The organism is Pseudomonas sp. F8002 (assembly GCF_013385495.1).
Classification (GTDB): domain Bacteria; phylum Pseudomonadota; class Gammaproteobacteria; order Pseudomonadales; family Pseudomonadaceae; genus Aquipseudomonas.
Genome location: NZ_JACAPW010000055.1, coordinates 1 through 17,666, shown reverse-complemented (window position 1 = coordinate 17,666; position 17,666 = coordinate 1). Strand labels below are relative to the sequence as shown.

Below are 17,666 nucleotides of genomic sequence, written 5' to 3'. Positions count from 1 at the left end.
GCCGAGTGGTGGGGCAAGAGCGTTTTGCTTACTTTTGCGCTCTTCAAAAGTGAGCCGCTGTAAGAGCGGAACCATAGGCGGCCGTTACCGCAGCAACGGATATGCACACCCCCACCATTTACGACCCATCCAAACCAAAAGCGACCCCCTCCGTTGACGCCTCACCCCAAATCCCTATTAAGTACTATTAATCCGCATTAATAGGATCAATCAAACACCATGCTAAGCCGCCCGCTGCGCCGCAAACGCCAGAAGCTCTCCGACGTGATCGTCGAGTCGGTCAAACGCTCCATCGTCACCGATGCCCTGAAGCCCGGCGACCGCTTGCCCACCGAACGCGAACTGATGGAAAGCTTCCAGTGCTCCAAAGGCTCCGCCCGCGAAGCCCTCAAGGCGCTGGAAGTCGAAGGCCTGGTCAACACCCGCACCGGCCCCAGCGGCGGCGCCTATCTCAACCAGGCCGGCACCGAACCCGCCAGCCGCGCCCTGCGCAACTACCTGCACTTCCAGCACCTGGACGGCCAACAGGTCTACCAGCTGCGCAAAGTCATCGAAGTCGAACTCGCCGTCTCGGTCCTGGGTCGCCTGAGCGAAGACGACTACCGCGCCCTCCAGGACAACGTCGATTTCTGCAGCGCCCCCGAAGACAGCGAAGCCGGCCAACGCGAACAACGCATCGCCGAACTGGAATTCCACAACCTGCTGGCCAAGGCCTGCCCCAACCCGCTGCTGAGCTTCATGGCGCAATTCCTCAACGACCTGCTGCGTGACCTGGTCGTGCTGAAAAAAGCCTACAAACCCAAGCGCAAGCAATTCGACGCCGCCAACCTCGACTACCACAAACAACTGCTGATCGCCTTCCGGGCCGAAGACGAAGCCACCGTACGCAGCCTGATGCACGAACACATGTGCGACGCCGAACACCACATGACCGCCCTTGAAGGTGAAGTCAGCCCGCACTTTCTGCTGGAGTTCGACCACAACCACTAAGCCGCACCCTCCACCAATAAAAGGCCTGCCCACAGGCCGTGCTCCACCGTATCGCCATTGCCACTCCTGCCAATAACTAATCCAGGGAGTCACCCCATGCAGCGTCGTACGTTGTTGAAAGCCAGTCTCACCGCAGCCGCCGCCCTCAGCCTCCCGCTGAGCGTGCGTTCTGCATTCGCCGCCGAGCCTTTTACCTTTTACGGCCTCAAGTCCATGTCTGGCGCCTTTGCCAGTTATGGCAAATTTGCCGACATGGGTTCACGCCTCGCGGTGGAACAGCATCCCGAGTTGCTCGGCCGCCCGCTGGTCTACAAAGTGATCGACACCGAAGGCAACGCCGGCAAGGCCGTGCGTAAAGTCCAGGAAGCGATCCAGCAGGACGGCGCACGCTTTTTCCAGGGCTGTACCCTGTCGTCTTCGGCACTCGCGGTGGCCAAGGAAGTGAGCAAGGCCGGTGGCGTGTTCATGACCCCGGTGGGCGCCGATGAAGTCACCGGCAAGGACTGCAACAGCGCCACGTTCCGCTGGTCGGTGCCGACCTACGGCGCGATCCGCGAGACCCTCGTGCCGCTGATCAAACTGCTGCCCGACGCCAAGCGCTGGTACACCATCACCCCGCAATACGTGTTCGGCGAAGCCCTGCTCGAAGGCGCCAAATCGGTGCTGGCCGAGCATGGCCTGGAACACGCCGGCAACAGCTACCACTCGCTGCAGGAGCAGGAGTTCTCCGGCTACCTGACCAATGCCATCGCCGCCAAACCCGACGTGCTGGTGCTGCTGAACTTCGGCAGCCAGTCGTCCAACACCCTGCGTCAGGCGGTGAACTTCGGTATCAAGGAGCGCATGAAAGTGTTGCTGGTGTGGTCCGCCGGCCTCGACCAGTTCCAGGAGCTGGGCAGTGACGTACTGGAAGGTGTGTACCTCGGCGCTCAGTACTGGCATCAGGTCGACACCCCGCTCAACCGTGACCTGGTGAAACTCACCAAGGCCAAATACGGCATCAACCCCACTTACCCGCTGGCCGCCGACTACATCAGCACCAAGGTCATGCTCGAAACCATCATCTCCACCGGCAGTTTCGACGGGCCGACCGTGGCCAAGGCCATGCAGGGCCTGAGCTACGAAGGCCCCACCGGCAAGGAGTCGATCCGCGCCGGCGACCATCAGGTGATCAAGGACTACTACCTGCTGGTGGGCAAGGCCGCAGGCGACATGGCCGACAAGGACGATCTGGCCAAGGTGCTCAGCTCCGGCCAGTCGTTCCCGCCGGTGGAAGCCACGGGCTGCGTGCTCGGCTGATCCGCTGAAAATCTACTGGTGACACAGCGCAGGGCCGCTCATGCGGCCACCTGCCGAGGGTTCCTGCATGCTTAACCTTTACCTGTTCCAGATTCTCAACGGCCTGGGCCTTGGGATGATCTACTTCCTGATCGCGGTCGGCTTGACGATCATTTTCGGCCTGCTGAACTTCGTCAACTTCGCCCACGGTGCGTTCTTTTTGCTGGGCGCCTACATCTGCTACACCGCCGTCAGCCTCACCGGCAGCTTCTGGCTGGCACTGCTGATCGCGCCGCTGGTGGTGGCCGCGCTGGCCTGGGTGATCGAGCGATTATTGATCCAGCGGATTTATCACTTGCCGCACATGTTCCAGATTCTGGTGACCCTGGGGATTGCCCTGATCATCCAGGAAGCCAGCGTGATGATCTGGGGCCCGGTGGGCAAGAGTGTCGCCGTACCGGAATTGCTGCGCGGGGTGCTGGTGGTGGGCGATTTTGTCTACCCCTACTACCGCCTGTTCCTGATCGTGTTCTCCGGCCTCGTTGGCCTTGGCCTGTGGCTGCTGCTGGAACGCACGCGCTTCGGCGCCCTGGTGCGGGCCGGCAGTGAAAGCACGGAAACCGTGTCCCTGCTGGGCACCAACATTTTCCGCCTGTTCTCCATGACCTTCGCCCTCGGCGTGGCCCTCGCCGGTGTGGCCGGTGTGCTGTTCGCCCCGTTGCGCGGCGCCCAGCCCTTTGTCGGCCCGGAAATCCTCGGCGTGGCGTTCGTGGTGGTGGTGATTGGCGGCATGGGTTCCTTCAGCGGTGCACTGGTGGGCGGCCTGCTGGTCGGCGTGGTGCAAAGCCTGATGACCACACTCTGGCCCCAGGGCGCGAGCCTGATGATCTACGGTGCGATGGCCGTGGTGATCCTGGTGCGTCCTTACGGCCTGTTCGGGAGAGCCTGACATGAGCGAGAAAAATCCCCTGCCGTTCGCCAAGACCCAGTCGCGCTACATGCTGCTGTTGGTGCTCGTGGTATTGATCGGCCTGCCTTTGATTCTGCCCTCGGCGACCCTGGCCACCGAGATCCTGATATTTGCCATGGCCGCCCTCGCCTGCAACCTGCTGCTGGGTTACACCGGGCTGCTGTCGTTCGGCCAAGGCATCTTCTTCGGGGCCGGCGCCTACTGCGCGGCGCTGTTGATGATTCACCTGCAACTGGGGCTGTTCAGCGCACTGCTGGGTGCCGCCGTCGCCGGTGGTTTCCTGGCTTTCCTGGTGGGCGCCCTGGCGATCCGCCGCACCGGCATTTACTTCGTGATGCTGACCCTGGCCTTCAGCCAGATGGCCTACTTCGTCGCCTACACCCTGAGCGACTGGACCGGCGGCGACAACGGCCTGCTCAGCGTGCCGCGCCCGGAAATCCGCATCGGTGACACCGTGCTGCTGTCGCTGACCGACGCCCGCGCGTTCTACGGGTTTGTCGCGGTGCTGTTCCTGCTGATCTTCATCGGCGCCCGCCGGGTGATCGCCTCTCCATTCGGCAGCACGCTGATGGCGATTCGCGAAAACGAAACCCGCGCTTCGGCCATCGGCTATGACACCCGCCACTTCAAGATCCTGGTGTTCGTGTTGTCCGGCGCCGTCACCGGGATTGCCGGGGCGCTGTACGCGATGCTGCTGCACTTTGTGCCGCTGTCGAACATCGACCTGGCGATGTCCGAGAACATCCTGATCATGACCATCGTCGGCGGCACCGGCTCGCTGTTCGGCTCGTTGCTGGGCGCCGGTTCCATCGTGCTGCTGGGGGACTTCCTTTCCGATCTGTGGCCGCGCTGGCTGATGCTGCTGGGGGTGATCCTGATCCTGGTGGTGATCTTCATGCGCGGCGGTTTGTGGGGTGGTCTGTCGACCCTGTTCGACCGTGTGCGCGGCAGCCGCAAGGCCGACGTTGTGACCAAGGAGAAGCTGTCATGAGCATCCTGCTGGAAACCAAGAACCTGGAACTGGCCTACGGTGCGTTCCACGCGGTGAACGGTGTCAACCTCAAGGTCGAAGCCGGCACCATCCACACCATCATCGGCCCCAATGGCGCGGGCAAGACCAGCCTGTTCCACTGCCTGACCGGCGAACGCCAGGCCACCGCCGGAGCAATTCATTTCGATGGCAAGAACCTGATGCGCAAACCGGCCCACGGCCGCGTCGGCCTGGGCATGGCGCGCTCGTTCCAGCTCACCAGCCTGTTCCAGAACCTCAGCGTGCGCGAAAACCTGCGCCTGGCCGCCCAGGGTCGCGACGGCGCCCGCGCCCTGAACTTCTGGCGCCGGGTCGACAGCAAGCGCGAACACCTGGAAATGGCCGACCAGGTGCTGGAACGCCTGCAACTCACCGCCCGCGCCGACACCCTGGCCGGCGAGTTGTCCCACGGTCAGCAGCGGGTGCTGGAAGTCGGCATGTCGATCTGCTCCAGACCCAAGCTGCTGATGCTCGACGAACCCACCTCGGGCATGGGCATCGACGACATCCCGATCATGACCCAACTGATCAGCGACCTCGGCCGCGACCATACCGTGCTGCTGATCGAGCACAACATGAGCATCGTCATGTCCATCAGCCAACGCATCACCGTGATGAGCCACGGCCAGATCCTGGTGGAAGGCACGCCGGAATTCGTGCGCGCCGACGAGCGCGTGCGCACCGCCTATTTGGGAGAAGCCGCCTGATGCTGACCGTCGACAATATCCATTCCTACTACGACAAGAGCCACGTCCTTGAAGGCGTGTCCCTGACCGTCAACCCTGGCGAACTGGTGACCCTGCTGGGGCGCAACGGTGCCGGCAAGACCACCACCCTGCGTAGCATCCTCGGGATTATCTGCCCGCGCCAGGGCCAGATTCACTTCAACGGCCAGCCGCTGGTGGGGCAGAAAATCTTCGAAATCGCCCGCCAGGGTCTGGCGCTGGTGCCGGAGAACCGCGGGATTTTCCGCCTGCTCACGGTGGAGGAAAACCTGCGCATTGCCGTGCGCAAGACCAGCCGCTGGCAGATGGAAGACGTGTACGGCATGTTCCCGCGCCTCAAGGAGCGCCGCAAAAACGCCGGCCACGCGCTGTCCGGCGGTGAGCAACAGATGCTCGCCATCGCCCGCGCGCTGCTCAACGATCCCAAGCTGCTGATCCTCGATGAGCCCACCGAAGGCCTCGCGCCGGTGATCGTCGACGAGCTGGTGAAGATCCTGCGCAAGGTCAAGGAAGACGGCCTGCCGGTGCTGCTGGTGGAACAGAACCTGATGGTCTGCGACAAGCTCGCCGACCGCCATTACGTCCTCGAACAGGGCCGCGTGGTGTACGAAGGCAGTGCCGAAGCCTTCCGCGCCGACCCGACGATCAAGAACCGTTACCTGGCCCTGAGTGCCTGACCGGAGACTGCTGATGAATAGTTTTGCGCAACCGCTCCAGAGCAACGCCCCGCTGATCAACCGCGAGCGCCTGTGGCAATCGCTGATGGACCTCGCCCGCCTCGGCGCCACCCCCAAGGGCGGCGTGTGCCGCCTGGCCCTCACCGACCTCGACCGCCAGGCCCGCGACCTGTTCGTGCAATGGTGCGAAGCCGCCGGGTGCAGCGTCAGCGTCGACGCCATCGGCAACATCTTTGCCCGCCGTGCCGGGCGTAATCCGGCACTGGCGCCGGTGATGACCGGCAGCCATATCGACACCCAGCCTACCGGCGGCAAGTTCGACGGTTGCTACGGCGTGATGGCTGGCCTGGAGGTGATCCGCACCCTCAATGATTTGAACATCGAGACCGAAGCGCCGATTGAAGTGGTGGTGTGGACCAACGAAGAAGGCTCGCGATTCCCGCCGTGCATGATGGGTTCCGGGGTGTTCGCCGGTAAGTTCGACCTGCAGGAAACCCTCGACAAGCAGGACGAGCAAGGGCTGTCGGTGGGCGCTGAATTGCAGCGCATCGGCTACGCCGGCTCCCGCGCCGTGCCGGGCCATCCGGTGGGCGCCTATTTCGAGGCGCATATCGAGCAGGGCCCAGTGCTGGAAGACCAGGCCACCACCATCGGCGTGGTCATGGGCTGCCTGGGCCAGAAGTGGTTCGACCTGACGCTCACTGGCGTCGAAGCCCACGCGGGCCCGACGCCAATGCACCTGCGCAAGGACGCACTGGTAGGCGCGGCGCAAGTGGTCAGCGCGGTGAATCGCATCGCCCACGAACAACAACCCCATGCCTGCGGCACCGTCGGTTGCCTGAGCCTGCATCCCGGCTCGCGCAACGTGATTCCCGGCCAGGTGCACATGACCATCGACCTGCGCCACCTGCACGCCGACAAGCTGCAAGCGATGGTCGACGAAGTGCGCCAGGTGATCGAAGCGACTGCCGAACAACACGGCTTGAGCTTTGAGCTGACACCCACTGCCGACTTCCCGCCACTGGACTTCAACCCTGCCTGTGTCAACGCCGTGCGTGATGGCGCGAGCAGCCTGGGCCTGAGCCATATGGACATCGTCAGCGGCGCCGGGCATGACGCGATCTTCGTCGCCGAACTGGGCCCGGCCGGAATGATCTTTGTGCCGTGCGAAGGCGGCATCAGCCATAACGAAATCGAGAACGCCGCGCCGGATGACCTGGCGGCGGGCTGCGCGGTGTTGCTGCGGGCCATGGTCAACGCGGCGCAAGGAGGTAAAGCGGCATGACGGATATCGCCAACCTGACCGCAGTTGAGCTGCTGGCCCGCTATCGGGATAAAAGCCTGTCGCCAGTGGAGGTCACCGAAGACGCATTGCTGCGGATCGAACGCTACAACCCGGCGGTCAACGCCTACTGCCACGTCGACCCGGAAGGCGCCTTGAAGGCGGCGCGGGATTCGGAACAGCGCTGGCTCAAGGGCCAGCCGTGCGGGGCCCTGGACGGGGTGCCCGCGTCCATCAAGGATCTGACGCAGACCATCGGCATGCCGACGCGCAAGGGTTCGCGTACCACATCCGCCGAGGGTCGATGGGATGTGGATGCGCCCTTCTCGGCCTTCATGCGCAAGGCCGGCGCGGTATTGCTGGGCAAGACCACCACGCCGGAATTCGGCTGGAAAGGCGTCACGGATAATCCGTTGTATGGGATTACCCGCAACCCTTGGGATACGCGCATGACGGCCGGCGGCTCGTCCGGCGGTGCCGGGGCGGCGGCGGCCTTGAACCTGGGCGTGCTGCACCAGGGCAGCGATGCCGGTGGCTCGATCCGGATTCCCTGCGCGTTCACCGGCACCTTTGGCATCAAGCCGACTTTCGGTTACGTGCCGCAATGGCCGGCCAGTTCGATGACCATTTTGTCTCACCTGGGGCCGATGACCCGCACCGTGGAAGACTCGGTGCTGATGCTGCAAACCATCGCCCAGCAGGACGCGCGGGACGGCTTGATCGGGGCGCCCCGGACCACGCCATGGTTGCACGCCGGGGCCGACTTGAAGGGCCTGCGTATCGCCTACAGCCCGAACTTCGGTTATGTGGACGTGGACCCGCAAGTGGCCAGGGTCGTCGCCAAAGCGGTCGAAGGCCTGGTGCAGTTGGGTGCTCATGTTGAGCAGATTGATCCGGGGTTCAGTGATCCGCTGGAGGTGTTCAATACCCTGTGGTTTGCCGGTGCGGCGCGCCTGGCCGGGCCGTTGAGCGAGGCGCAGCGGCAACTGATGGACCCGGGGTTGCTGCGCATTGCTCGACTGGGCGAACAGATCAGCCTCAGCGATTACAGCGCTGCGCTGGAAGCACGGGCAGCGCTCGTGGCGCGCATGGCGGCATTCCATGAGCATTACGATGTGCTGGTTTCGCCGATGATGCCGATCACCGCGTTCGAGGCCGGGCACAATGTGCCGCCGGGTTCGGGACTAGGGGAATGGATGGAGTGGACGCCGTTTACCTATCCCTTCAACCTGACTCAGCAACCGGCGGCGTCGGTGCCGTGCGGATTGGCGGCCAATGGGTTGCCGGTGGGGCTGCATGTGGTGGGGGCGCGGTTTGCGGATGAGCAGGTGCTGAGAGTTTGCCAGGCGTATGCCAAGGCTTTTCCAACCGAGCACCTGCAAGCCCCCAAAACCCCAACTTGAAATGCAATCAAACTGTGGGAGCGGGCTTGCTCGCGAAGGCGGTGTGTCAGTCACCGGATATCTTGACTGACACACCGCCTTCGCGAGCAAGCCCGCTCCCACATTTTTGTCCGTATTCCAATCATCAGCCCCTACAATGCCTCCTATCATCCAAGGGGGTTTCATGGACATCGAACTGGCACGCACCTTCCTCGAAATCACCCGCTGCGGCAGCCTCGCCGCGGCGGCCGAGAAACTGCACGTCACCCAGACGGCAATCACCGCCCGGGTCAAAAACCTCGAAAGCCAGCTCAACAGTACCCTGTTCGTGCGCAACCGCGCCGGTGCCCGCCTGACCCCGGACGGCGAGGCGTTCGTGGTCTACGCCAACCAGCTTGTCCAGACCTGGGAAGCCGCACGCCGCGACCTGCCATTACCCGACGGCTACCGCAACGTGCTGCACATCGGTGGCGAAGTCAGCCTGTGCAACCCGCTGATGCTCGGCTGGGCCCAGGCCTTGCGGGAACACATTCCCGGCCATGCCCTGCGCACCGAGATTCGCGAAGGCGAGTACCTGTTACGCCAGCTGGAACTGGGGGTGCTGGACGCCGCGCTGGTGTTCCAGCCGCAATACTGGCCGGGGTTGCAGGTGGAGCAGGTGCTGGAAGAAAAACTGATCCTGGTGCAACTGGCCGCCCGGCCCGAGCCCTACGTGTATATCGACTGGGGCCAGGGCTTTCGCCAGCAGCACGACGCCGCACTGCCGGACAAGGCCCGCGCAGCCCTGAGTTTCAATCTGGGGCCACTGGCGTTGCAGTACATCCTGGAAAACGGCGGTGCCGGGTATTTCCGCACGCGGGTGGTACAGAGCTACCTCGACAGCGGTGTGATGGAACGGGTGCCCAAGGCGCCGGAGTTCAGCTTCCCGACGTACCTGGTGTATTCCCGCGAGCGCGATTCGGCGGTTTTGCAGCAGGCGCTGGGGTTGCTGCGGGCGGTGGTGGAGGCCGAAAAGGATTGGTCGCAGCGCTGGGATCCGGTGATTTGAAGCCGTGCCCATGGTAGCCTCAGGTTGTTTTCTCCTGGTTCCCCCCTGCCGATGAACAAGAAAAAGTCCGTCACCATCAGCGACATCGCCAAACGGGTCAACATGACCACCATCACGGTGTCCCGGGCGCTGAGCAAACCCGACCTGGTCAAGCCCGCCACCCTGGCGCGGATTCTCGAAGTGGCGCGGGAGCTGGACTACGTGCCCAACGCCTTTGCCCGCGGGCTCAAGCGCAGTGAAAGCCTGATCATCGGCGTGATCACCGCTTCGGTCGACAACCCCTTCTACAGCGAGATGATCAAGGCGATTTCCCGCGAGGCGAAAAAGCATGGCTACACCATCATGCTGGTGGATACCGACGAACTGGAAGAACTGGAAAGCAAGGCAGTCGACACGCTGCTGGGCTACCGCGTGGCGGGGATCATCCTGTCGCCGGTCTCCGACGAGCCCAGCTACCAGCCGGACTATCTGGAGCGCCTGGGTAACGGCAAGACGCCGGTGGTGCTGCTCGATCGCACCATCCACGACAGCCCGTTCAGCCGCGTGGTGCTGGACAACTATCACAGCGGCATCGAGGCGACGCAGTACCTGGTGCGGCAAACCCCGAACCTCAAGCGCCTGCTGGTGCTGACCGGGCCCGAGCATTCGCGCATCACCATGGAACGCCTCAAGGGCCTGAAAGAAGTGCTGGCCGAGCACCCGCAGGTGCAGGTCGAAGTGTGTGCCGGCGACTACACGCTGATGCCCTCCTACCTGCACACCCTCGACTACCTGGCCGAGCACTCGGCGCCGGACGCGATCATGGGCTTCAACCAGTTGATCACCCTCGGCGCCTTGCGTGCGTTGCGCATGCACAACATCCCCCACGAAAGCCTGACCATCTGCGGCATCGACCGCCTGCCCTTCGCCGATATCTTCGGCGTGCCGATTGCCTGCGTGGCCCACGACGCGTCACTGGCCGGCAGCAGCGCGGTGCGGCTGCTGCTGGACCGTCTCGAAGACCCGCACAAACCGCGGGACAAGGTGGTGATCGCCGGCAAGCTGGAGAACGGCTAGCGGCTGGTGTAGCCGCCGTCGATCGGCAGGCTGACGCCGCTGATCATGCTGGCGGCATCGCTCAGCAGGAACAACACCGGCAGTGCCACTTCCGCCGTTTCGGCAAATCGCCCCAGGGGAATCGCCACCAATGCCGGGTCGCGCTTGGCGGGCGCCGACCAGGCCATCTGTGCCATGGGCGTGAGGGTGACGGTGGGGTTGACGCTGTTGACGCGAATTCCGAAGCGGCCCCATTCGGCGCATTGCACGCGGGTGATGGCGTCCAGTGCGGCCTTGGAGGCGCAGTAGCCGAGGTGATCGTCCAGGGCTACCAGTGAGGCCTGGCTTGAGACGTTGACGATGCTGCCGGGAATCTTCGCTTCAATCATCGCCGCAGCGATACGGCTGGCGACCTGGGCCGCGGCGCGGGCGTTGACGTTCATCACCTGGTCGAAGGCTTCGGCGCTGATGGCCGCGGCGGGTTCCAGGCGGGAAATTCCGGCGCAGTTGACCAGTCCATGCATCGGCGGCAGGCCTTGCAGGGCCAGGTCCAGGGCGGCGCTGTTGGCGATGTCCAGGCACAGGGTTTCGCAACCGAGTTGGGCCAGGGCCTGAGCGTCGCGGCCCAGGGCGAAAACCTGGGCGCCGCTGGCGATCAGTTGTAGGGCAATTTCCCGGCCGATGCCGCTGCTTGCGCCGGTGACGAGGATGCGCTGCTTGGTGAAGTCAAAAATAGCGTTCATGGTTCACGATCTCTAAAACGATGGAGATCCCATGTGGGAGCGGGCTTGCTCGCGAATGCGGTGGGTCAGGCAATAAATCCGGCACTGATACACCGTATTCGCGAGCAAGCCCGCTCCCACATTTGGATCAGTGTTCGCTTAATTCAATTGCAAGCTGTGCATCACCGGTTTCAAGGCCGGATACAGCTCCAGATAGCTGGCAAACGCCCGGTCATACACCCCGACATTCCCCGCCTCCGGCTCCGCCCGCAGCTCCAACTGCACCCAACCTTTCTCCATCTGCCGGTCATCCACCACCCCCACCGCATGGGCCGCCAGCAACGCCGCGCCCAAGGCCGCCTCCACCTCTTGCACAATGGTGTAGACCGGGTAATGGGTGATGTCCGCAATAATCTGCATCCACAAATCCGAATGGCTCGCCCCACCCACCACAATCAGCCGTGGATCAAGGGAATGCGCCCCACGGGTGCCCGCTTCGATATTGTGCCGCAGGGCAAAACTCACCCCTTCGAGCACCGCGCGGTACAGGTGGATCCGGCTGTGATACAGGTTCAGCCCGACAAAGCTGCCGCTGGCTCGGTCATCCCACACCGGGCTGCGTTCGCCCATGAGATACGGCAGGAACAACAGCCCTTCACTGCCCGCCGGGATCTTCGCGGCGCTCTGCTCCAGCAGCCACAAACTGTCCTGGCCAGTCTCTTTCGCCTGCTGCTCCTCTGCCTGGCAGAACTGTTCGCGAAACCAGCTCACCGACGCCCCGGCGGTGATCGCACCACCGAAGATGTACAGGTCCTGATGGCCGTTATAGACGTGGGGCATGCTCACCAGGCCATGGCGCGCATCCACCTGCTGATTGAGATAACCCCAGCACATGCTGGTGCCGATCATCGCCACGTGATTGCCCGGCCGCGTCACCCCGGCCGCCAATGTGGCCATGGCCGCATCCACGCCCCCGGCCAGGATCGGCGTGCCGGCCTGCAAGCCCAGCCGCCGGGCCCATTCCTCCAGCAAACCACCGACCACTTCACCGGAATACAGCAAACGCTCCGGCATCATCGCCAACGGAATCCCAAGCGCCGCCAGCATCTCGGCCGACCAGCCGCGCCGGGCCACATCGTAGACACCACCGATATTGCCGGCGCTGCTGTGGTCCACCGCCAACTCGCCGGTCAGGCACCAGTTGATGTAGCTGTTGGGCGGCAGCAGGTAGCGGGTGTTGGCCCACACCTGCGGCTGGTGCTGCTTGAGCCAGAGCATCTTGGTGAAACCGTAGTAGCTGTCCACCGAGTTGCCGGTGATCGTGAACAGCCGCTCCAGGTCCACATGCTCGCGCACCCACTCCACTTGCTCGCCCGCGCGCCGGTCCATCCAGATCAGGCATGGGTGCAGCGGCGTGATCTGCGCGTCCACGGCAATCCCCGAGCCGCCGTACAGGCTGCTGATGCACAGCGCCTTGACCTGCTCTTTTGCCACGCCGGCCTTGGCCATGCACTGGGCGACGCAGGCCTCCACCGCATCCAGCCAGACCTGCGGCCACTGCTCGGCCCAGCGCACTTTCGGGGTATCCACGCGATACCCCTGGCTGTGCTGGGCGATGATCAGGCCGTCCGCATCCACCAGCAGCGCCTTGGTGCTTTGCGTGCCGATGTCCACACCCATTACGTAGTTCATGTCAGAGCACCGGCTTCAGCAGCACCTTGATCGACTTGGTCGAGTTGGCCAGCTCAAACGCTTCGGCCCAGCTGTCCAGCCCGAAGTCATGGGTCACGATGCCCTTGGACGTCACCAGGCCACGCTCGAACAGGTCGATGGCCACCGGGTAGCAATACGGCCCCAGGTGCGCACCGCGTACGTCCAGCTCCTTGCGGTCGCCGATGATCGACCAGTCGGCGCTGGTTTCGGCGCCAAACACGCTGAACTCGACAAACCGCCCGAGCTTGCGGATCAAGTCCAGGCCCTGGGTAACGCCCGCCGGTACGCCGGTGGTTTCGATGTACACGTCGCAGCCGTAGTTGTCGGTCAGGCTATTGATGATCTCCCGGGCGTTATCCCGGGACGGGTTGATCACCACGTCGGCACCGTACTGCTTCGCCAGTTCCAGGCGCTCGTCGACCATGTCGATCACCACCAGCTTCTTCGGCGTTTTCAGGGCGGCCACTTGCACCATGCACAGGCCCAGGGTGCCGGCACCAGCAATAACCAGCACGTCATCCAGCTGGATCTCACCGCGGTTGACGGTGTGAATCGCGCAGGACATCGGCTCGATCAGCGCCGAATCTTCCAGGGACACCGACTCCGGAATCTTGTGCACGATGGCAGTCTTGGGAATACGCATGTACTGGGCCATGCCACCCTCGGCGACTTCACGCTGGAAGCCGAAGATGTTGTGCACCTCGCACATCCAGTACTTGCCGGACTTGCAGAAGCGGCACTTGCCACATGGCACGATCTGCTCGGCGATCACCTTGTCGCCGACCTTCACCTCAAAGTGCTCCTCGGCGCCCTCGCCCGCTTCCACCACGTAGCCAAAGAACTCGTGCCCCGGCACCACCGGGGCCTTGACCCACGGGTTGTCGCCGCCCCAGAACATCGCGGCGCCGGAGTGGCATTTGCAGTCACTGGCGCAGATGCCGCAGGCGGCGATGCGAATCACCAGTTCATTGACCCGCGCCTGGGGTTTGCTGATGCGTTCCAGGCGGTAATCTTTCGGGCCGTGGCAGACGACGGCTTGCATTTGGTTGTGCTTTTCCATGATGTGCGGACCTTTCTTGAGCATGAGAGAACCCATCGCGGCCACCATGGCCGCGTGGAGATAACCGGTTTACTTGTGGCGCTGACGGCTGATGAAGATCGCCAGCAAAATGATCCCGCCCTTGATCACGCTCTGGACATAGGGCGAGACCCCGAGCATGTTCAAGCCGTTGTTCAACACCCCCAGCAGCATGGCGCCGAGCAAGGTGCCGACGATTACCCCGCGCCCACCGGCAATCGAGGCGCCGCCCAGGACCACCGCGGCAATCGCGTCGAGTTCGAACGACACCCCGGCATTCGGCTGGCCGCTCATCAAGCGTGAGGTCAGCACCAGCCCGGCAATCGCGGCGGTCAAACCGCTGATGCCATACACCAGCAATTTGAAGCGCGCCGCCCGCACGCCGGACAGGCGCACCGCTTCCTCGTTGCCGCCGATCGCGTAGATATAGCGGCCGATGCGGGTGTGTTGCAGCAGCACATAGGCCGCCAGGTACGTCACCAACATGATCAGGATCGGCACCGAAATGCCGAACAGGCTTTCGCGGCCAAAGAAGCCGAACCACTCCGGCAAACCGGAAATCGGATAGCCGTCGGTGTACATCAGGCCGAACCCGCGGGCGATGCCCATGGTCGCCAGGGTGACGATGATCGGCGGCATGTGCAGGTAGGCGACGAACAGGCCATTGCCGATGCCGAACGCCACGCCGACCAGCATCCCGGCGCCAATCGCCAGGCCCGGCGGCAAGCCTGCGACCATCAAGCCGGCGGTCAAGGTGCCGGACAACGCCATCACCGGCCCCACCGACAAATCGATGCCGCCGGTGAGAATCACGCAGGTCATGCCCACCGCGATAATTGCGTTGATCGACACCTGGCGCGCGATGTTCGACAGGTTGTTGGCCGTCAGGAAGTTATCGCTGGCGAAGATCATCACCAACGTCACCACCAGCAGCCCGACAAAGGGATAAAACGCCGGTGAGCGGATCAACCGCGCCAGGTTCAGGCGCAGCCGGCCAGGCCCCACGGCATTAATGGACGTATTCACTTGAGCCCCCTGTTGCATGGCGCATGACCTCTTGAGGATTGACGGCAGACGCTTCCAGTACCTTGACGATGGCGCCCTTGTGGAACACCGCGACGCGGTCGCACATGCCGATGACTTCCGGCAGTTCCGAGGAAATCATGATGATTGCGTAGCCCTGTTCGGTGAGGCTGCGCATCAGTGCGTAGATCTGCGCCTTGGCACCGACGTCGATGCCACGGGTGGGTTCGTCGAACACCAGCACGTCGCAGTGATGGTTGATCCAGCGGGCAATCACGACTTTCTGCTGGTTGCCGCCGCTGAGGTTGAACACCCGGCTCTCGCCGCTGGGGGCCTTGATCGACAGCTGGCGCATCAGCGCTTCAACGCTGGCGCATTCCTTGTCCTTGTCGATCAGGCCGCTGGCGTTCTGGTATTTGGGCAGGTTGTTGAGAGAGATGTTTTCGCGAATGCTGAAATCGGTGATCAGCCCTTCGGTCTTGCGGCTTTCCGGCAGCAGGCCGATGCCATGGGCCAAGGCCTGGGCCGGGTCGTCGAGGGTGATTTGTTCACCCCGCAGCCACACGTCTTTGCTCACCGACGGCAGCGCGCCCATCATGCCCAGCGCCAATTCGGTACGCCCGGAACCCACCAGGCCGGCAAAGCCGAGAATCTCGCCCTTGTGCAATTCAAAGTGGTTATGGGGGCCGTTGCGCACCAACTGGATGTCCTTGACCTCCAGCAACAGCGGCCCGCGTGCGGCGGTGGGCTTGGGCGGAAAACTGCACTCCAGGCGCCGCCCGACCATCATTTCCACCAGGCGGTCGATATCGCTGTCGGCCACATCGGTGACGCCCACATTGCCGCCGTCGCGCAGCACGCTGATGCGGTCGCAGACCTGGAAAATTTCCTCCAGGTGGTGGGAGATAAAAATCACCGCCACACCCTGGCGCTTGAGTTCACGCATGATTTCGAACAGCAGCTCGGCTTCGCTCGGCGTGAGGGTGGCGGTGGGTTCGTCGAGCACCAGCAGCCGCGCGTCCAGGGCCAGCGCCTTGGCGATCTCGACGAATTGCTGCTCGGCCACGCTCAGGTGCCTGACCGCGCATTGCAGGTCAATACTGACACCGAGGCGCTTGAACAACGCCTCGCTCGCCTCGACCATTTCGCGCTTGCGCAACAGGCCAAAACGGTTGCTCAGCTCATGGCCGAGGAAAATATTTTCCACCGCCGTGAGGTAGGGAATCAGGCTGAATTCCTGGAACACAATGCCGATGCCGGCGGCAATCGCATCACGATACGTCGCGAACTGCCGAGCCTCACCGTCGATCAGGATCTGCCCTTCGTCCTGGTGCTCGACCCCGCCAAGGATCTTCATCAAGGTCGATTTGCCTGCACCGTTTTCCCCGAGCAAGGCATGAATCTCGCCGCGCTGCACTTCCAGGTTGATCGCCTTGAGGGCTTGCACCCCCGGATAGCGCTTACAGATATTTTCCAGCTTCAGAAGACTGCTCATACCGCCGACCTCGCATTCAGATGGATGACCTGTGCCCCACGCCTGGCGTGGGGCCTGGGTGTTTTACCAACTGAAATCCTTGGCCTTGGCCTGGTCAATCAGGGTGATGTCCACCGGGATCGTGGCCGGCACTTGCGAGCCCCACTTCTTGGCCAGGGCGATGCCCAGGGCGAGGCGGATCTGGTCACGCGGGTATTGCGCGGAGGTGGCGATGAATTTGCTGCCGGGTTTCTGGATGGCCTTGATCGCTTCCGGCGCGCCGTCGACGCTCACCAGTTTGACGTCCAGGCCGCTGGCTTCGATGGCCGAGAGTGCGCCGAGGGAGCCGTTGTCATTGACGCTGAAAATGCCCTTGAGGGTGGGCTGGGCCTGCAGCATGTTTTCGGTGACGGTCAGCGCCTGGTCACGTTCCTGCTTGCCGTTCTGGATGCTCACGATCTTGATGTCCGGGTGCTTGGCCACGGCCTCCTTGCAACCGCGCACGCGCTCCAGGATCGGTACCACGGCGATGCCGTCGAGGATGGCGATATTGCCCTTGTCGCCGATGTTCTTGGCCAGGTATTCGCAGGCCTGGAAGCCGGCGTCGAAGTTTTTCGAGCCGACGAAGGAGTCCAGTGGGCCTTCGGCCTGGGCGTCGACGGCGACCACGACTACGCCGGCGGCGTGGGCGGATTTGACGGCTGATTGCACGCCGACGGAATCGGTGGGGTTGATCAGCAGGATGTCGATGCCTTTTTGCAGCATGTCTTCGACGTCGCTGACCTGTTTGGACACGTCGTGGCGGGCGTCGGTGATGATCAACTGCGCACCGATGGTCGCCCCGGCTTCCTGCAGGGCGTCTTTCATGGTGACGAAGTAAGGGTTGTTGATTTCCTGGAAGGACGCGCCGATGCGGATGGGGGCGGGTTTGGTGTCGGCCAGTGCCAGGCCAGCGGTGCCAAGATTGATGCTCAGAGCCAACAAACACAGGGTTTTCGGAAGCATTTTCATGGTGGGGATCTCTGTTTTGTTTTTATTTTTAGAGCAAATGTTATCGTTAACATTTTGTAAGAAGCTAGCAAAGAAATTGGGGGGTCGCAAGGGGTGTTTGATCGGTGGTGGCGGGTGTGGTGGACATATCCGTTGCTGCGGTAACGGCCGCTTATGGTTCCGCTCTTACAGCGGCTCCTCGCTTAGGCTCGGAGTGCCCTCACTCCGGCCAGCGTGGTTTAACGGGGC

Annotated in this window: 16 protein-coding genes; 10 read left to right on the top strand and 6 right to left on the bottom strand. The window is 63.1% G+C overall.

All coding sequences use genetic code 11. The features are described from left to right. Window positions 1-219 precede the first annotated feature (219 nt). The 10 genes from HX811_RS31295 to HX811_RS31250 all read left to right on the top strand — a co-directional run bounded on the left by HX811_RS31295 (window position 220) and on the right by HX811_RS31250 (window position 10,438). A complete protein-coding gene (locus HX811_RS31295; protein WP_008430577.1) occupies window positions 220-990 on the top strand; it encodes a FadR/GntR family transcriptional regulator in 771 nt (256 codons plus the stop codon). 96 nt (window positions 991-1,086) lie between these two features. Beyond that, complete coding sequence (locus HX811_RS31290; RefSeq protein WP_003215749.1) at window positions 1,087-2,289, top strand: ABC transporter substrate-binding protein; 1,203 nt, start codon at window positions 1,087-1,089, stop codon at window positions 2,287-2,289. A gap of 67 nt (window positions 2,290-2,356) precedes the next feature. Continuing rightward, on the top strand, window positions 2,357-3,217 hold the full coding sequence (locus HX811_RS31285) for a branched-chain amino acid ABC transporter permease (RefSeq protein WP_003215751.1): 861 nt from the start codon (window positions 2,357-2,359) through the stop codon (window positions 3,215-3,217). Between the two features lies 1 nt (window position 3,218). Beyond that, window positions 3,219-4,229 (top strand): branched-chain amino acid ABC transporter permease, encoded by a 1,011-nt coding sequence (locus tag HX811_RS31280; protein ID WP_087694650.1) that lies wholly within the window; start codon window positions 3,219-3,221, stop codon window positions 4,227-4,229. Next, complete coding sequence (locus HX811_RS31275; protein WP_003215756.1) at window positions 4,226-4,975, top strand: ABC transporter ATP-binding protein; 750 nt, start codon at window positions 4,226-4,228, stop codon at window positions 4,973-4,975. The genes HX811_RS31280 and HX811_RS31275 overlap by 4 nt, the downstream gene beginning before the upstream one ends. Further along, on the top strand, window positions 4,975-5,670 hold the full coding sequence (locus HX811_RS31270) for an ABC transporter ATP-binding protein (RefSeq protein WP_008430585.1): 696 nt from the start codon (window positions 4,975-4,977) through the stop codon (window positions 5,668-5,670). Before HX811_RS31275 ends, HX811_RS31270 begins: the two co-directional genes overlap by 1 nt. 13 nt (window positions 5,671-5,683) lie before the next feature. Continuing rightward, a complete protein-coding gene (locus tag HX811_RS31265; RefSeq protein WP_177048777.1) occupies window positions 5,684-6,955 on the top strand; it encodes a Zn-dependent hydrolase in 1,272 nt (423 codons plus the stop codon). Next, a complete protein-coding gene (locus tag HX811_RS31260) occupies window positions 6,952-8,355 on the top strand; it encodes an amidase (protein WP_177048775.1) in 1,404 nt (467 codons plus the stop codon). The genes HX811_RS31265 and HX811_RS31260 overlap by 4 nt, the downstream gene beginning before the upstream one ends. Window positions 8,356-8,518: 163 nt before the next feature. Then, complete coding sequence (locus HX811_RS31255; RefSeq protein ID WP_008430591.1) at window positions 8,519-9,382, top strand: LysR family transcriptional regulator; 864 nt, start codon at window positions 8,519-8,521, stop codon at window positions 9,380-9,382. A 51-nt stretch (window positions 9,383-9,433) separates the two neighbouring features. Beyond that, complete coding sequence (locus tag HX811_RS31250; RefSeq protein WP_177048773.1) at window positions 9,434-10,438, top strand: LacI family DNA-binding transcriptional regulator; 1,005 nt, start codon at window positions 9,434-9,436, stop codon at window positions 10,436-10,438. On the opposite strand, the gene HX811_RS31245 is transcribed toward HX811_RS31250, so the two are convergent. From HX811_RS31245 to HX811_RS31220, 6 genes are all read right to left on the bottom strand, one after another. Then, the gene (locus tag HX811_RS31245) at window positions 10,435-11,160 is read right to left on the bottom strand and encodes an SDR family oxidoreductase (protein ID WP_177048771.1); all 726 of its coding nucleotides are present in this window, start codon (window positions 11,158-11,160) and stop codon (window positions 10,435-10,437) included. The two genes, HX811_RS31250 and HX811_RS31245, sit on opposite strands and share 4 nt — an antisense overlap. A 138-nt stretch (window positions 11,161-11,298) precedes the next feature. After that, window positions 11,299-12,831: an FGGY-family carbohydrate kinase gene (locus HX811_RS31240; protein WP_177048769.1), complete on the bottom strand. Its 1,533-nt coding sequence runs from the start codon at window positions 12,829-12,831 to the stop codon at window positions 11,299-11,301. A gap of 1 nt (window position 12,832) precedes the next feature. Next, on the bottom strand, window positions 12,833-13,912 hold the full coding sequence (locus HX811_RS31235) for an alcohol dehydrogenase catalytic domain-containing protein (RefSeq protein ID WP_032898587.1): 1,080 nt from the start codon (window positions 13,910-13,912) through the stop codon (window positions 12,833-12,835). Window positions 13,913-13,981: 69 nt separating this feature from the next. After that, on the bottom strand, window positions 13,982-14,974 hold the full coding sequence (locus HX811_RS31230; protein WP_003215773.1) for an ABC transporter permease: 993 nt from the start codon (window positions 14,972-14,974) through the stop codon (window positions 13,982-13,984). After that, window positions 14,940-16,448 carry a sugar ABC transporter ATP-binding protein gene (locus HX811_RS31225; protein WP_008430598.1) on the bottom strand — a complete coding sequence of 503 codons (1,509 nt, stop codon included), beginning with the start codon at window positions 16,446-16,448 and terminating at the stop codon, window positions 14,940-14,942. Before HX811_RS31225 ends, HX811_RS31230 begins: the two co-directional genes overlap by 35 nt. Window positions 16,449-16,511: 63 nt before the next feature. Beyond that, entirely contained in the window at window positions 16,512-17,438 is a 927-nt protein-coding gene (locus tag HX811_RS31220; protein WP_003215780.1) for a substrate-binding domain-containing protein, read from the bottom strand. Window positions 17,439-17,666 lie beyond the last annotated feature (228 nt).